This is a genomic window from Pseudoalteromonas sp. S1727 (assembly GCF_005886375.1).
GTDB lineage: Bacteria > Pseudomonadota > Gammaproteobacteria > Enterobacterales > Alteromonadaceae > Pseudoalteromonas > Pseudoalteromonas haloplanktis.
Genome location: NZ_PNDT01000019.1, coordinates 1 through 17108 on the forward strand (window position 1 = coordinate 1; position 17108 = coordinate 17108).

General features: G+C 40.1%; 14 protein-coding genes and 1 riboswitch. Of the genes, 7 read left to right on the plus strand and 7 right to left on the minus strand.

What is annotated here, in order from left to right; translation table 11 throughout:
• Positions 1–170: 170 nt before the first annotated feature.
• The 4 genes from CWB85_RS06115 to CWB85_RS06130 all read right to left on the minus strand — a co-directional run bounded on the left by CWB85_RS06115 (position 171) and on the right by CWB85_RS06130 (position 5536).
• A complete protein-coding gene (locus CWB85_RS06115; protein WP_138554396.1) occupies positions 171–719 on the minus strand; it encodes a DUF4136 domain-containing protein in 549 nt (182 codons plus the stop codon).
• A 175-nt stretch (positions 720–894) separates the two neighbouring features.
• Positions 895–3696: an Mks condensin complex protein MksF gene (locus CWB85_RS06120; protein ID WP_138554397.1), complete on the minus strand. Its 2802-nt coding sequence runs from the start codon at positions 3694–3696 to the stop codon at positions 895–897.
• Complete coding sequence (locus CWB85_RS06125) at positions 3696–4241, minus strand: condensin complex protein MksE (RefSeq protein ID WP_138554398.1); 546 nt, start codon at positions 4239–4241, stop codon at positions 3696–3698. Before CWB85_RS06125 ends, CWB85_RS06120 begins: the two co-directional genes overlap by 1 nt.
• Positions 4242–4246: 5 nt before the next feature.
• Complete coding sequence (locus CWB85_RS06130) at positions 4247–5536, minus strand: MksB family condensin complex protein (protein ID WP_138554399.1); 1290 nt, start codon at positions 5534–5536, stop codon at positions 4247–4249.
• 179 nt (positions 5537–5715) lie between these two features.
• Here CWB85_RS06130 and nhaD point away from each other — a divergent pair, with 179 nt between their 5' ends.
• A complete protein-coding gene (gene nhaD / locus CWB85_RS06135) occupies positions 5716–6963 on the plus strand; it encodes a sodium:proton antiporter NhaD (RefSeq protein ID WP_138554400.1) in 1248 nt (415 codons plus the stop codon).
• A 114-nt stretch (positions 6964–7077) separates the two neighbouring features.
• Positions 7078–7249, plus strand: a riboswitch (Lysine riboswitch).
• A gap of 77 nt (positions 7250–7326) precedes the next feature.
• Positions 7327–8730, plus strand: coding sequence for a lysine-sensitive aspartokinase 3 (gene lysC, locus CWB85_RS06140; protein WP_138554401.1), 1404 nt, complete (start codon positions 7327–7329; stop codon positions 8728–8730).
• Here lysC and CWB85_RS06145 read toward each other — a convergent pair.
• Positions 8707–9453: a 4'-phosphopantetheinyl transferase family protein gene (locus tag CWB85_RS06145; protein WP_138554402.1), complete on the minus strand. Its 747-nt coding sequence runs from the start codon at positions 9451–9453 to the stop codon at positions 8707–8709. The genes lysC and CWB85_RS06145 overlap by 24 nt on opposite strands.
• A gap of 152 nt (positions 9454–9605) precedes the next feature.
• Between CWB85_RS06145 and CWB85_RS06150 the strand changes: the two genes are divergently transcribed.
• The 4 genes from CWB85_RS06150 (at position 9606) to CWB85_RS06165 (ending at position 13581) form a co-directional block, all read left to right on the plus strand.
• A complete protein-coding gene (locus CWB85_RS06150) occupies positions 9606–10928 on the plus strand; it encodes a sodium-dependent transporter (RefSeq protein WP_138554403.1) in 1323 nt (440 codons plus the stop codon).
• A gap of 103 nt (positions 10929–11031) precedes the next feature.
• Positions 11032–11436, plus strand: a complete 405-nt coding sequence (locus CWB85_RS06155; protein WP_138554404.1) for a biotin/lipoyl-containing protein — start codon at positions 11032–11034, stop codon at positions 11434–11436.
• A 5-nt stretch (positions 11437–11441) separates the two neighbouring features.
• The gene (locus CWB85_RS06160) at positions 11442–11921 is read left to right on the plus strand and encodes a zinc-ribbon domain containing protein (protein WP_138554405.1); all 480 of its coding nucleotides are present in this window, start codon (positions 11442–11444) and stop codon (positions 11919–11921) included.
• Between the two features lie 217 nt (positions 11922–12138).
• A complete protein-coding gene (locus CWB85_RS06165) occupies positions 12139–13581 on the plus strand; it encodes an IS1182 family transposase (RefSeq protein WP_138554406.1) in 1443 nt (480 codons plus the stop codon).
• Between the two features lie 897 nt (positions 13582–14478).
• Here the strand turns inward: CWB85_RS06165 and CWB85_RS06170 are convergent.
• Entirely contained in the window at positions 14479–15459 is a 981-nt protein-coding gene (locus CWB85_RS06170; RefSeq protein WP_016707385.1) for a 2-hydroxyacid dehydrogenase, read from the minus strand.
• The gene (locus tag CWB85_RS06175; protein ID WP_016707384.1) at positions 15425–15946 is read right to left on the minus strand and encodes a glutathione peroxidase; all 522 of its coding nucleotides are present in this window, start codon (positions 15944–15946) and stop codon (positions 15425–15427) included. The genes CWB85_RS06170 and CWB85_RS06175 overlap by 35 nt, the downstream gene beginning before the upstream one ends.
• Positions 15947–16068: 122 nt before the next feature.
• Here CWB85_RS06175 and CWB85_RS06180 point away from each other — a divergent pair, with 122 nt between their 5' ends.
• Positions 16069–16950, plus strand: a complete 882-nt coding sequence (locus tag CWB85_RS06180) for an NAD(P)-dependent oxidoreductase (RefSeq protein ID WP_138554407.1) — start codon at positions 16069–16071, stop codon at positions 16948–16950.
• Positions 16951–17108 lie beyond the last annotated feature (158 nt).

A 17108-nucleotide genomic window follows, 5' to 3' on the forward strand; every position in this document is an offset into this window, starting at 1 on the left:
ACCTCCTGCATCCATGCAGTCGTACTTGAAAAATTACTAACGCTGTTAGCGCTTTATTTAGCCCGCTAGAATGGTTAAATATTTAAGCCGATTGGTATAAGCACCTAAAATAAAATTTTGGCACAAAAAAGCTCACCAAACAGTGAGCTTTTAAAATTATTTATAGCAGATTATTTTGCAAGTTTTTCAGGCGGGAAGCCAGAAAGAATTGTCGCTACGGCTTCTTTTACTGCTTCGTTACGCTCTTCTGGAGATTGTTTCTTTTGTAAACGACCTTCACGAGCACCACGCCATACTAGTTGATTTGAAGCACGGTCAACAACATCAAGTACTAAAGTACCTACATCATATTCACGCGTTGTAGTTTGCGTGTTATAGCCCATCCCCCAATAGTTCCACTGAGCGCCGTAACCAACGTTAAATGTATCCACATCAATTTTTGTATCTACAGATGCATGGTAGTTAAGTAATACGTCGGCAGTAGTTGTGTCTGCTAATGTCATACCTTGCGCTTGCAATTGGGTATTTACCGCTTCACGAACACGCTGCTCCATTAACGGACTAATTTGATAGTTACCCGCGTTTGCTAATGTCGCTTGTGGAAACCAAGCAAATGTTTTGTAGTTGCTAAAATCAACTGATTTATCATAATCAACATCAGGTGTTTTTGCACAGGCTGCTAGCATAAGGACTGCTACGGCAATTAGTAAGTTTTTCATGGTGTTTGCTCCTTGGCAAAATATATATAGCTATTTGTTTGATAACATAACATAAAAATAATTCAACTTAATATATTTTTACTGCTATTTTTCAAACTAAGTTCAATAAAATATAGCAATAGCAACTAAACTGTCAGTTTAGTTGCAGATTACTGAATAGTGAATTAACTATGCCCTATATTTCAGTATTTTTAGTGAGAGAGTCATGCTCCACTTCGATCCAATCTTTCTCATCCACCCAGTTTTGAGCACCATCTTTAACTGAGCGAATGGGCACAATGTAATCACAACTAATTTGTGGTTTCACTGAGGCGAATATTGGCACAAAACCAAAGCTTAGGGCTGTTTCAATAATCGCTTTTTGATTTTGTGGATCGATGTCTGCGGCTTCATCAATGTATATAGGTATACGGTATAAGTTTTGTTCTTGATCACTTAATAAATAGCGAATAAACAGCATACCGCACAATAATTTAATGGTGATCCGCGTACCATTTGAACCGGCTGAATCTATTTTTTCAAAATGCTCAGTTTCACCAGCTCGATTCACCACTTCAAAACGGATATCAAATAGATCAGTCAGGGTTAAACCGGCTTTATCAGAGGCAAGTTTAATTAAGTGATCTTTCGCTTCGTTTACTGCCGTTTCGCTATAGGGTTCTTGGCTGAGTAAATCCAAAGTATCACCTTGCTCAAATTGGCTTGAAGTACTGATGATCGTATCAATGCTATCAACCAACATTTTGCGGGGGATCACGTTAATTTTAAACGCTTGCAGGTTAGATATACGGTGCTGACTAATACCTTTGTTAAAGCTGTTCATTTCACGACGTAGCCTGTCTAAATCTTCACGTAGGCCTTTAATCGTGGCTGCAACTTCGGTAAGGGCCACACGGGCTTGGCGTTCAACAGCATCGCGTTCATTATCAATATTGTGAAATGCACTAATGAGTTTTTGGTATTTACTAAATTCGTCATTTTCGTTGTCAAACTTTGTGATACCGGCATTATAAATATGCAAATAGGTATTACGTACGTTGATATCAAAATTACGTAGCTCTTGGCAGTCCTTATTAAAGTGATGTACTAAATCGCTTAAGTTATCAAAGTCGATCTGAATATCGATCATATAAGGCGTGACTTTTCCGCTGTATAAATCAAGCGTATGGTCGATTCGCTCCGATTTAACTTGGCGCAGACGATCCGCTTGGCGTGATATAAGTTCTTTTTTAGACTTTATTATTGAGCGTCTATCTGCAATTGAGCCACTATTTGCTTGAATATCTTGCAAGTAATCATCAACTTGCTCGCGCTCTGCTAGTAATTGCTCTTTTAGCATGGCTTGTGCATCAATGGATTGCAGCATCACTTCAAATTGTTCAAAGCGTTTAAGCGCGCTTTCGGCACTGATTAGCTCATCATAAAGTGTATCTTTTTCTTTTTGCTTCTCAGCCACATTGGCCGCAACGTCTCGCTGTTGCTTAAATTCTTGCAATGAATTTTCAAGAGCATTTAACTGCGCTGTAAGTTGCTCTTTATTTTCGCCACTTTGCATTTGTACTGGTGAGAGCTTTTTCAGTTTAATCGTTGCGCCGGGTAGGGTGAGTATGCCGCCTTTTACGTTTTCTGATAATTGCTCTAAAAACGCACCAAAGGCATCTTCGTCGGTAATAGTAATATCACCGTTGCTGGTGGTTGCAAACGAGAGAATATCAGGGTTTAAAATACGCGAAATTTCTTCGACTTCTTTGAGCGATAAATCCTCGCGCATACGCGTAAACAAATTAAACTCAAGGTTTTTAAGTTGCAGCTTTAAGCTCTTAATTTGTTTTTGCGTTTCACTAATACGGAAATCAAGAGTGTGTAAGCTTTGCCCTTGAGCACTATTAATTGAGTGTGAGAGTGACTCATAATCTTGCTTAAACTGAGCAAGGCTGACTTTTAGCGTGGCTTTATTGACTAGTTCAAACTCGGCTTTTAAAGCATTAAAATCTAAAAACCATTGCTCAATTTGAGTTTGCTTACGTTCAATATCACGAGATTGTTGTACATACAGTTGTTGTTTTTGTTCAAACTCGTGCTTTTCCTGTTCAATGTCTTCAAGTGCCAGATTCAGATCGTCTAGTTGAGCTTGTTGATAAGTATCAAAATCAATTAGAGCTTGATCTATTTTAGGCGCATAAGCCGCTAACTTACCTTTTAACACTGTTTGGTTTTCAAGCATTGATTCAAGTGCGCTAATTGGCTCTTGCATTGACTCAAGGGCTTTTAATTCACGCTTTGCACGGTTTACTTTATCGAATGAACGACGCCACACTTCATAAAAATCGACCTTAGAGTTTGACATATGGCGTTCAAACACACGTAACATAAAGCGTTTTACATCGGCTGCGCCGAGCTTATGTAAGTTCAAAATACGGCGGAAAATTTCTTTATAGATGGCTGAGTCTTGCACATTGTTGAGCGGGATCATTTTTAAGTTAATGTCGCCATCAAATGGCGTTGCGCCGCCAGTCAATAGGGCATTCAGCTCTTGGGCCTTAAGCTCAATCGGATTAAACCCTTGCTCTTTTAAGTGATTAAACAGCTTAGTGAACTTAATGATGGTTTTGCCTTGTGTATATTGCTCAAGGTCAAGTTTGCCTTGATAACAAAAAAACTGATGGGCGTAACCGGCAATTTTACCAAGCCCTGCCACCCCAATCACCACAGGTCCGTGGGGCAGATCGGCTTCGAGTAAAATATAAGATTGATCAGATGAAAAATAAAACTTACGGGTTTCGTCTAAATCATGGCCGTCCCATTCAGTGAGGCGTAAATCATTAATAAGGGGAAACTGTAGGGCGTTTATGACCGAGCTTTTACCGGTATTGTTAGGCGCACAAATTGAGCTGCTTTTATCCAGTGGAATAACACACTTGGCGTAACCTGCGGTATTTAATAATGCCAACTTACTGAGGCCGTATAGGTTTTTCATTATTCGTCCTCTCCAATATAGGTTTCTTCATTTACTTCCATTAGGGCATCAATATAGCGATAAATAGGGGCTTGTAGCATAAAACCAGTTTCGACTTCTCGGCTCAGGCCCAAACGTACCATACGTAAGTACACGTCTTTGCGTAAGTCAGAGCCAGAGAAAATCTCAAGCTGATCAAACAAGTGTTTATTCATTTGCACTAGTGTTTGCATCAGTTCTAAATCGCTTACTTCGTCAAATAAAGCGCGCATTGGATCTTTACCTGAGTTGGCGTAGTGCTCAATTAAAATGTAAATAGTTAGGGCAATTGCACGGGATATCTTGCCCATGTTTGGCGTGCTTTCATCACTGGCAAAATAGTAAAAACCACGGCTGTCGTGTTGTAAATCATGGCCTAATGCATTAAATAATGCGCGGTAGGCATCAATTTGTTGATCAAGCTCTTGCCACATTACAGTGTCTTGCTCGCTGATGTGATAGCCGGTGACTAATTTTTTATTAATCGCTTGTAGATGACTTAGTTCATCTAAATTTATTTGTGTCATAACGGTTACTCATTCCCTGTGTGTGGTGATACAACAGGCTTAGAATCAATTGGTTTGGTATTAAAAGGAAACAGTGAAAAATGTTGACCTGCGATTTTTACGCGCATTTTTTCATCGCTTTGACTGATTTCAATCTCACTGTCGCTGACCAGCTTTTGATATAAAAACAGCATTTCGTCAGCTTCAAGGTCGGGGTAGCTTTCCCCTAAAAAAGCCAATAATGGCTGTGGCTTTTTACGCTTAGAATTGAAGCGCTTTTTAAAGTTCGCTTTTACATTGTGGTAATCAGGAATATTAGGCGTTACAAAAGAGGGCACGTCTTGTTGATCGGGCAGTTCATATTCACTGTGTTCAAACTCAGCGAGTGCGGCCATGTAAGCAATAATATGGCGTTGTTGCCCTAATGAAAAGCGCTGTGTGTCAGACACAAAATGGGGCTGTACCGCAGTGAGCATATTATCAACGCCATTTTTGCGTACTAAACCGAGTACCTTAGCGGCTTGACGAGTGATCATATTATTACGGCGTAACTCTTCGCGCAGTGGCATTAACATATCAGCGCTTTTACGTAAGCTTTCTCGACCAACAAGGTGCATCTCTAAAATACGGGTGCGCAATCGCTCCAGCATACGTTTGTCTTGATAGGCTTTACCGCTGCGTTCAATACTTTCTATTTGGCTGCTTATCTGGGATTCAATAGTATTAAAACAGGCATGAAAACTACCGCGAATATCCACCATTTCTAGCATCGGTTCAATATATTCGTCAAAGGCTTCAATGACTGCTTGGTAACGTTTTTGCAGCGATTGAACAGCGTTATTCGCTTTAGCTTGTTCAACAATATTTAAAATTGCATTTTCATTGTGAGCAAATAACTTCATTATTTTGCGCACCCGATCATCCATAATGCGACTAAAGCGGCGCATTTCGTCGTAGTCTTCAATATTACCCGCATTATCTAAGCGATCGCCTAATCTGGCTAAATCGTCAACCAACACAGTGATCTCTTGTGCTAAACCTAGATGCTCTTCTTGTAATAAAAAAGTAGCAAAGTCTGCGATCGCACGGTTAATTTCTAGCTGCGATGACTTAGCTAATGGAATAATAATATCTTGGTTTAAAAGTCGGTTGGTTTCTTTGTATATGCGTTCATTTGACCATGTTGGCTGTTTTTGTTTGATCGCATTTTGTACGTCTTTTAGACTGAAGTCGGCCATTTTAAAACGTTTAAATAGCAGTTCTAACATTCCCCAGTGCTCTGTAAGGGTATTTAGCAACTTTTTAGCTGGGATCATAAAACTCCAAAAATCCTAATTTATACTGTGTTAGCTAATTTTTAAGCTCACAGTGATTAGTCGAATAAAAGTAAATTTACAATAGTTTTACACAGTCTTTGGTGCTAGACTGCGCGCCGTGTCGACCTGCGGCATATAGCATACAATTTTTACATTTTTATAAAGGTTGTTCAAACACCATGGTAACTACAATTATCCTAACCCTGATAGCGTTAGCATTTGTGCTCATCGTTATAGAGGATATTATCCATGTAAACAAGGCCAAAACCACGCTTTTCTTTGGTACTTTATGCTGGATTATCTTATTTATCTCGCCGCTCAACGGGGAAAGCCCCGAAAATGTACAACATCAACTTGATCACAATATTTTAGAGATTGCCACATTATGGTTGTTTTTAATGGCTGCAATGACCTTTGTTGCCTATTTAAACTCCAAAGGTTTTATCCAAAATATTGTGCACAGAGTCATGCCCAGTGCTATAAGCGAACGCAAGCTGATGTTTTTGATTGGTGGCTTTTCATTTTTATTCTCGTCGATATCAGACAATATTACCGCTACATTAATTTCGCTTGCGGTGGTTATGTCGTTAAAACTCGATCCGAAAAAGCTCATTAAATATGCCACCTTAATTATTTTTAGCGTGAACTCCGGTGGTGTATCACTGATCACCGGTGATGTGACGACATTAATGATTTTCCTTGATGGTAAAGTCAGTATTGCTAACTTATTGTTACTGGTCGTGCCGGCACTTGCAAGTGTGGCGTTGCTGGCGATTATGCTGTCGTTTGGCTTAAATGGTGCTGTTGAGTTCACCAAACAAGAAGAGCGCCGTATTGAAAAAACCGATATCACCATCGCGGTTATTTTCTTATCAACTATTATCGCTACACTGACTTTCAGCGTACTTTACCACGTACCGCCGTTATTAACTTTCCTCTTTGGTTTATCGTTAATGTTTTTAGTTGCGCAATTCTTAATGCGTAAAAAAGACGTAAATAAAAAAATCATCGATTATATCCGAGAAATAGAATACGACACTTTGCTGTTCTTCGTCGGTGTGTTGTTACTCGTAGGGGCGTTAAAAGAAGTGGGCATGCTAAGCAAGTTCACGCACCTTTATGAGTTAATGCCAGCGCAGTATGCGAACTACCTAATGGGTATTTTATCAGCCGCAGTTGATAACGTACCGCTGACGGCTGCATTACTTAAAGCCGAGATTGTGATGAGTCCGCAGCAATGGCTATCGTTTACTTATGCAACTGGCGTAGGTGGCTCTATGCTAATTATCGGCTCTGCGGCCGGTATTATTGCTATGAGTAAAGTAAAAGCGCTCACATTTATGAGTTATTTACGTATGTCTGTGTATCTATTAATCGCGTATACAGTCGGTTATATTGGCTCATATATAGCAGGTAGCTTGATTTAATAGCTTTTATTATTAAAACAACTTGACAGCTAGACGTCTAAACGATAACTTTCAAAGCCCACTTTATGTGGGCTTTGTTATTTTAATTGATAATTAGAGAATGCAATTAATCTAACATTCAGAAGAGGTGCGGTATTTAGGTACTTAATGTGAGGTGACGACTGCCTACGACCATTAAGGAGGGAAATATTCGCCGAGAAAAACAACTGCACGTCACAGTGGTTTTTCGGTTTATGGGGCTGAATCCTCAAAACTGTCACCAATTAGGTGGAGAGCTTCTGGCAGTGGACTTTTCTTATCGAGCACCCCCTTGCCAAGTTCTTCTTGTTTTATCGTGGTATGATTGCCACAAAAGGAGACGACATGAATACCCAATTAGCTGCTAATAATGAACAACAGTCAGCGAAAAATCAAAAATCAGATATCGTAGTAGCAAAATTTGGCGGCACCAGTGTGGCTAATTTTGATGCAATGAGCCGTTGCAGTGAAATTATTGTAGCCGATAACAATGTACGGGTAGTGGCAGTTAGTGCCAGTGCTGGCGTGACCAACCACCTAGTAACATTGTGTAAAAATGATATCTCATGTGATGAGCGCGCTGAAAATATTGCCGGCGTAGTAGCGATTCAAGACGCGATTTTAAATGAGTTGTCACTTGATGCTGATTTAGCTCATGGTTTTGAAGAAACACTAAAAGCATTTAAAGCCTTAGCAAGTGAAGGGGTTAAATCAAAACAACAACAAGATGAACTCCTGAGCTTTGGTGAGCGTTTATCATCGTATTTATTTACCCAAGTGCTGCGTTTAAATGGCTTAGAAGCTGTTCGTTTTGATGTTCGCCAAGTGCTTAAAACTGATAGCCAGTTTTCTAAAGCAACGCCAGATGTTGCAGCAACAGCTGCGGCAGCAAGAGAGCATTTAATTCCGCTTTTAAAAGATCATGTTGTAGTTACTCAAGGTTTTATTGGTAGTGACGCGCATGGACAAACAACCACGCTTGGCCGTGGCGGTTCAGATTACAGTGCGGCATTATTAGCCGAAGCAATCAACGCGAAAAGTGTTCATATTTGGACAGATGTAGTGGGTATATTTAGTACTGATCCCCGTTTATGTGCCAAAGCGACTCCGATTGCGCGTTTAAGTTTTGATGAAGCGGCTGAAATGGCGACCTTTGGCGCTAAAGTATTGCATCCTGCAACTATTTTACCTGCGAGCCGCAGCCACATCAGTGTATTTGTAGGTTCAAGCCGTGAGCCGGAGCGAGGCGGTACCTGGATCGAACGTGAAAAATCACAATTACCAGGTATTCGTGCTGTTACGCAACGTAAAAACCAAATTTTGTTAACCCTAAAAAGCCCTGAGATGTTACTAGCAAGTGGCTTTTTAGCCCGTGTATTTACTATATTAAGTGAGTTTAATATCTCGGTTGATTTGGTAACCACCTCAGAGATAAGTGTGGCAATTACGTTAGATAATGCGCCAAATGCGTCGCGCCCTGAACTTGATCAAGAGTGTTTAGACAAGCTTGCTGAGTTTTGCCATGTATCGGTTGAAAACAATCTTACACTGGTGGCACTGATTGGTTCACAAATTCAGCTACAACAGCAAGAAGTGAACCTAATGAACGTATTAAGTGATTTTAATATCCGCCTAATTTGCCACGGCGCAAGTAAACATAACTTGTGCTTTTTAGTTGAGCAAAGCGAGTCAGACTTAGTTGTCCAAGCTATTCATAGTCGTTTATTAGAAGCTCAGCACGGCGCGTAACGAGTCAATAGAATTTACCACAGAGCACTGCCAGTCAGTGCTCTTTTCACTTACTACACTAATATCAAACTCATTATATTGGCAGCTCACCGCCGCTAAGTTTGCTTGCGTCAGCTCAGTAAATACATTGGGGCTTAAGAGTTTGGCAATGGGCCGAGACGTAGCTTTCGCCAGCGCTTCTTTTAAAGTCCAAATTCTAAAAAAACGCTCAGCGCCTTGGTATTCATTTTGCGTAATTAAATTGACCTCATCGATATGATAAAAATGCTTAGCGAGTTTTTCAAACGGGCGCTGTAAGTTTATTTTTTCAATATCAAAGCCAAATTGAATTCGGTCGATATTCAATGCCGCACCAACAAAACCATTTGAGTGCGACAGGCAACTACTTATTACTGTGCTACTACCCGCTATATGGATGAGTAATTTACTACTAGACTCGTCAAATTCAGAGCTTAGTTGATTTGCAGGTAGAGTGGTAAACTCAGGGAAACTGCGTTTTACCAAATACTTAAGTAATAACCGTGTTGCTAAATACTCTTGCTTTGCTTTATTACTCTTACGGCGAGTGAATACCGTAAGTTCAAAAGGGCTTAATAATGTGTTTAGATTGAATTCATCAACATTTAATAACTGAGCATCAAATAACAAAATTGTTTGTGTATTGAGTGACTGTACAGTGTGCTCAATGATATCTAGTTGCTTTTGAAAGAATAACGCAGGCATAAAATCCACAATTAAAGTGATAAAAGAATAAATATGTTTATATTTTGTGCGGTTGTGCACGGGTTATTTAAGCCAAGGCAAATTTATTACTCACTGACTGTGAAATATGGTTTAATTCACAACAATGAAAATAATAACAGATTTGTAGATGTATGGCACAATTGCGTGATGGTTTTCAAAGCCGCCTTGGCTTTGTTTTAGCAGCGTCTGGCGCTGCGGTTGGATTGGGTAATATTTGGGGATTTCCTACGCAAGCGGCGAATCATGGCGGCGGTGCGTTTTTGCTGGTTTATTTTATTGTTATATTTTTATTGGCTCTGCCTGCTTTATATACTGAATTATATTTAGGTCATCAAGCTCAAGCTAATCCGGTTAAAGCGCTTAAAAAAGCATGGCAAGCTCAAGCACCAAATGTAGGCGCCGCAGCAGGTTATTTAGGTTTAGTGGGCGCCATTGTCATGTTGAGCTTTTATTCAATCGTGGCCGGTTGGATGCTAGCCTACGCGCTTGAGCCAATAAGTACATTCTTAGGCTTTAATGAATTAAGCCTGTTTCTACAAACTGACTCGATGGCACGTAATTTTATATTTACACCATTGATGCTGCTCCTCACCGCGAGCATTATTCTCAAGGGGGTTAAGTCAGGTATTGAAACCTGGTCACGCCGTTTAATGCCACTGTTATTAGTATTACTTGTGGGGTTAATTGCCTATATAGCAACCCTTGATGGTGCCAGCGAAGGTTTTGCAGCCTATTTAGTGCCTGATTTTAGCCAAGTGCTCGAGCCAAGCTTAATTATTGCTGCAATGGGACAGGCGTTCTTTTCGCTGTCGTTAGGCGTGGGTTGTATGATGATTTATGGCTCATATTTACAGCCTGATGCGAATTTACCACGCTTAACAGCCTCGGTTGCCTTGCTTGATACCGGGGTGGCATTTTTAGCGGGCCTATTAATTATTCCAGCTATTTATGTAGCGCAGCATAACGGCGTACAAGTATTTAGTGATGGAAAACTAGTGGGCGAGGGGCAGTTAATTTTTGCAATTTTGCCGCAGTTATTTAACACCATGGGTGAAGTTGGCTTGTTAGTTGGCTTACTGTTTTTTGTATTAATGTCGATTGCATCGCTGACTTCAACAATTTCATCAACCGAAATACCTGTCGCCTTTTTAGTTGAAAATCATCAAGTTGAACGTAAAAAAGCCACTTTCTTAGTGAGCTTGACGGTTCTTGCTGCTTCATCGCTGATTATCTTTAACTTTGATTGGTTATTTGGCTTAGTGATCATGGTGCTTACTCAGTACCAATTACCATTAATGGGGCTATTTTACTTTATTACCGTAGGGTGGTTATGGCACCGCGGCAATCAACTACATGAAGCAGCAACAGGCATGCGTTTTTGGTTTGCACAATACATCCGTTTTGTATGTCCGATACTAATGACCGCGGTATTCGCCAATGTAGCATTTGGTTGATAATTTAGCCGTCAGCCGTCAGTTTTTTAGTTTTAAGCGTTAGACTATAAGGTATAAGAGAATACACGCAGCGTTAACGCTGCGTTTTATTCAAGGAGGAATTATGAACATAGATGTGAAAGTACCGGTCTTTCCAGACTCAATACGCACAGCAGACATCGCAAAGCTTTATGTTAGTGAAGGTCAGCTAGTCTATGCCGGTGATGTGCTATTTGATGTTGAGACTGAAAAAGTCGTTTTAGAAGTTATGGCGGATTACAGTGGCATTATTGAGAATATAACGATTGCCAATGGTGATGCCGTTACTGGCGAGCAAGTTGTCATGACTATAAAACAGCTTGCCGACAGCGAACTGCCAGCACGACCCACAGCTCAACAGCTTCCACCGCGAGTAGACGGCTCAGAGAAAGACGCTATTGCTTCTCCTTGGTTGGCTAAACTAAATAAAAGTTTCATTATTGCTCTAGCAGTCGGCGCTTTAGCTATCCTTTTTGTGCTTGGGAAATAGCTAACATGACCAAATATGTAAGCCACCCACTATATGGCAGCGAGCCAATTCCTTCAGGTAATAGCTATACAAAGCAAGAAATCGATAATGCCCATTGGCGCTATAAAAGTGTCCGCTGTTTTCCAGAAACAGCAATTCCCGCAGCAACCGAAAAACAAAGTTACAGTGTATATCCAAGGCAACTCTACATTGATATAGAAGAGAACTGTGTTGATTGTCACAGAGCATTTATATTTTTTGCGAAAGAGCAACAATACTGGTTTGAACAATTAAAATTTTGGATTGATGCACATGCGATTAAGTGCTTTGAATGCCGAAAGAAAACCCGTGCAATAAACCGGCTGCAAATTAGCTATGCAAACTTAATCATTAAAGAACATCGCACGCCAGAGGAAACCCAATTGCTCAAATCCAGCGCGCAACAGCTTTTTGATTTAGGCGTGATCAACAAGGTAAATAAACTAAACGCTATTCGTAAAATGTAAGTATTAGTAGTTGAGCCTTAACTTGAACTGTCAGATTTGATCAGCAGAAATCAATCAAATCTGAGAGTCGCATTTGTGTCCAGACTGTGTGAAAACTCTGATCACCTTTTGGTCTAAGTATCTGCTGCTTATGATCGATTAATCTATACATTTAGTTCACTTAATATACTGATATTTATATAATAAGACTATTGATTCAGTCGAGGGTTGAGGCAATATGTCAAAGTTTATAAGCGGTGAAAGTCGTGACCAATCAACGTTATTTCCAGAATCGTTGGAAGATTACGTCAGTGAAGATAATACGGTCAGAGTGATTGATGTTTTCATTGAGGAACTAAATCTAGCTGAATTGGGGTTTAAAGGATTAACCTTAAAGTCCACAGGCCGCCCTAAGTATCATCCAGCCACACTATTAAAGCTTTATCTTTATGGTTACCTCAACCGTATTCAATCATCTCGCCGATTAGAAACCGAATGCCAACGCAATATTGAACTGATGTGGCTACTTGGTAAGTTGGCACCCGACTTTAAAACGATTGCTGACTTTAGAAAAGACAACGGAGGCGGTATAAAAAATGTGTGCAAAACGTTTGTTGAAGTCTGCCGTCGCCTGAATATGTTTGAGAAACCAGTTGTTGCCATCGATGGTAGTAAGTTTAAAGCTAGCAACAACAAAGGCAATAATTTTACGCCAAGCAAAGTTAAATTTCACATCGACCGAGTCGAAAAGAATATTGAACGTTATCTTGAATTACTTGATGAAGCCGATAAAGAGCAAGCTAACGTCACAAAAATTAAAGCCACAAAAGAGAGGCTAGCTGACTTTCGCAGCCAGTTAAAAAAACTATACGAGATTAAAGAACAAGTTGAAGCTCATCCTGACAAGCAAATATCCACTACTGATCCTGATTCACGTTTAATGAAAACTCAAGGTTTTACAAGAGTTGTGAGTTATAACGTGCAAAGTGCGGTTGATACCAAGCACCACCTCATAGTGGCGCATGACGTGACCAACGTGCCAGATAGAGGTCAGCTTGCGTCAATGACAAAACTCGCACAAGAAGCATTGCGCAAGAAAGACATACGGGTATTAGCAGATAAAGGTTACTTCAGTCAGCCCGATATAAAAGATACTATCGATTTGGGTGCAGAGCCAATCATGCCCAAGACGGATACATCGTCCTCTGAAAAGAAAGGGATATTTAACCGCTCACTCTTCAAATACGATGCAAATAAAGACATTTACTTATGCCCCGCTGGAAATGAACTTCAAAATCGAATGCAAGTATTTGAGCAAGGTAAATACCTTGATGTTTACTTCAATTACATTGCTTGTCGAGATTGTAAAATAAGAAGTCAGTGCACTAACTCTAAAAAAGACCCTAGGCGAATAAGGCGGTGGGTGCATGAGGTTCTGACAGAAGAAATGCTTCAAAAGCTAAAGAATGAACCTGAATTGATGCTTCATCGAAAGCAAACTGTTGAGCACCCCTTTGGCACAATTAAACTCTGGATGGGAGCTACCCACTTACTAACACGAGGTTTAAAAAGCGTGGGGACAGAAATAAGTCTTCATGTTCTGGCTTACAACTTCAGAAGAATGATAACAATTATGGGAGTTAATGATCTAAGTAAAGCGATTAGAGTAGCGTTGCCATAGCAGTTTCGCTCGCGCGGAGAAAATTGTGATACTGAGAAAAAATCGATCGCAACCATCTTAGATGGTTTCAAACTAAGAACATACTTAAGACAATTTATTAAAAATTAGTTTTTACACAGTCTGTGTCAATAGGGGACAGTTGTAACGCCGCAATATGGGCTATTAAGTATGCCTAAAATTAGCGAAAAATGCGCGCTGGCCTAGCTTTAGACGTCATAGTCATGATTGCCTTGTTATTTGCTCGTACTACACTCTGAACTTTGTAAATATTGATTTGGCAACCCAAAGCACAATGGAATAAATAAGCACTATAGCAAAAAGCATTCCCGACAACCCTAAAATAACAACATGAGTTGGAATTTCCCGTAAGGGTTTATTAACGTCAACGCCCAATAAATCTCCCGTATAGTGTGCTAAATACACGAATGAAAAAGTGGCTAAAAAAACTAGAAATGTATATACAAAATAGCGAATTATTTTAGCTTTGAAATTGGGTGCCGCATCAAACCTGTAGTTAAACTTATTCAAGTATTTCCGAATCCCTTTAGTACATATAATAGCTTGTTAAACACCATTTTGGTGGTTTATAACACACCCAAACGGCATATATTACATACTCTTATAATTTCACCAATAATTACTTTTGTATACAAGTAATTAAAATAGCTCGGAATCAAGCTTGTTATTTTGCACCAATACAGCTGTTAATAATGATATCGGACAAGATTAGGATTCTACTCATCAAAACAGGAACGAGTTTAACTTTTTCAATGGCCGCTTTTAATTAATAACAGCCTTTAGCAAAGCTAACTTGGTTGATTTTTTCTGCTCTGGTTTTTAAACTTTGATCTAGCATCTAGCATCTAGCATCTAGCATCTAGCATCTAGCACCGAACCTCATTTCACTTCATTACGCAGAGGGAGTTGATTGGCTATTTCATGGGCGTTTTGTATTGTAGTTTGGGCTATTTCGCTCAGGGCTTCTTTGGTGAAAAAGCCTTGATGCCCGGTGACTAACACATTAGGAAAACTCACTAAGCGTGAAAATACATCGTCTTGCATGATTTCGTCGCTGCGGTTTTTAAAAAATAGTTCAGATTCTTGCTCGTAAACGTCTAGTCCTAAATAACCGAGTTGCTTATTTTTCAGTGCAATAATACACGCTTTACTGTCAATGAGCGCGCCACGGGAGGTGTTAATTAGCATTGCGCCTTGCTTCATTTTAGCAAAAGCGTGCTCATTAATAAGGTGATGTGTTTGGTCGTTAAGCGGGCAATGTAAAGAGATCACATCACTTTGGCTTAATAATGTATCAAGGTCGCAAAGTGTATACTCACCTTGTTCGGCATAAGGATCACACACTAATACATTGGCACCAAAGCCATTGAGAATATTTATTAAGGCAAGACCAATTTTTCCACAACCAATAATACCAATGGTTTTTTTGAATAAGTTAAAACCAAGCAAACCGTTTAAATCAAAGTTATCTTCACGAATACGGTTATACGCTTTATGGGTTTTACGATTTAACGTGAGCATTAATGCGATGCAGTGTTCGGCAACGGCTTCTGGACTATAGGCCGGTACGCGGCATACTTTAATATTATGCGCTTTAGCGGCAGCTAAATCGACGTTATTAAAACCTGCGCAGCGTAGTAAAATAGATGTTACACCAAGTGCGGCAATGTGTTTTATTACCGCCTCATTGACTACATCATTTACAAAAACACAAACGGCATTAAAGCCTTGACACAAAAGCGCACTTTGTTCATTGAGAGCTTGTTCAAAGTGGCTGATGGAAATGCCTGTATAGTTAAGTAAACAGGCATCAAAAGACGCCTGATCATATTTCTGCGAACTGAAAAGCGCTATTGTCATTTGCGTCATTAAGGGTACTCTCTATCACCATTTTTAAGGTTTCGGGTTTAGTACGCGGTGCGTAGCGAACTGATAACTGTCCCTCAGAGTTTATAAGAAACTTGGTAAAATTCCATTTTATAGCACGATTTTGTGCAATTCCTCGGGTGTGAGCTTTTAGATAATTGAATAACGGGTGAGCCTCAGGGCCATTCACCATTACTTTACTAAATACCGGAAAACTAACATTAAACTGTTGTTGGTAAAAGTCTTTAATATCAGCATTGTCGATCGGCTCGTTGTAATCAAACTGATTACACGGAAATGCCAGCACAATAAAACCACTGGCTTTATATTGCTGATACAGCTTTTCTAGTGCAGCTAATTGCACCGAAAAATTGCAATTACTGGCGGTATTAACGATTAAAATGGTTTTACCTTTTAATTGGCTAAGAGAAAAATCCTCGCCGTTATAAAGTGGGGCGCTGAATTGATAGATGCTATCCATAGTGTACCTGCTGTGAACCGTCCATGAAGAAATTTAATGAAGACTTTTTCATTCGCTTTTTTACTATTCGGTTGAGATAATCAAAGTATCTTTTTAAGTTACCACTGAATTAGGACAGTTTTATGTCAATGAATGTTTCGTTTATCGGTTTAGGTGTTATGGGTTATCCAATGGCGGGTCACTTAGTTAATGCAGGTCATACTGTTACCGTATACAACCGCACTACAGCCAAAGCAGAGCAATGGGCACAGCAATATTCGGGCGAAGTGGCACTTACCCCTGCACTTGCAGCCAAAGGCGCGGATATAGTGTTTATGTGCGTAGGTAATGATGACGACTTACGTTCAGTGGTTTATGGCGAAAATGGTGTGCTTACTGGCATGGCTGATGGCACTATATTAGTGGATCACACTACAACGTCTGCTGAAGTTGCACGCGAAGTGTCTGCAAAGGCGGCATTACAAAACATCGCGTTTATTGATGCGCCGGTATCAGGTGGTCAAGCGGGGGCCGAAAATGGTGTACTCACGGTAATGGCTGGCGGTGATGCTGCGGTGTTTGCAAAAGTACAACCCGTGATGGCGGCATTTAGTCGCTTTAGCCAATTATTGGGTGAGGTAGGCTCTGGTCAATTATGTAAAATGGTGAATCAAATTTGTATTGCAGGTGTTGTGCAAGGTTTAGCCGAAGGGTTACATTTTGCCAAGCAAGCAGGCCTTGATGGCGAAAAAGTAATTGAGACTATCGCAAAAGGTGCGGCAGGCTCTTGGCAGATGGAGAACCGTCATAAAACAATGTTAGCGGGTGAATACGAATTTGGTTTTGCAGTCGATTGGATGCGTAAAGACTTAGGTATTGCCCTTGATGAAGCAAAAAGCAATGGCGCTACGTTACCGATGACTGCAACGGTTGATCAATATTACGCTGATGTACAAGCCCTCGGTGGCGGCCGCTATGATACGTCAAGCTTGTTAGCGCGTATTGAAGCACTGCATAAAAATTAATAACTTTAATTGTAGCTTAGCGCCTTAAATCATATTGACTAAGGCGCTTTATTTATTAACATCAAGCCGCTTACCGCTTACCGCTTACCGCTTACCGCTTACCGCTTACCGCTTACATACTCTGTGCGTAGTTATACAGCGCTTTTAAAATAGTTAGT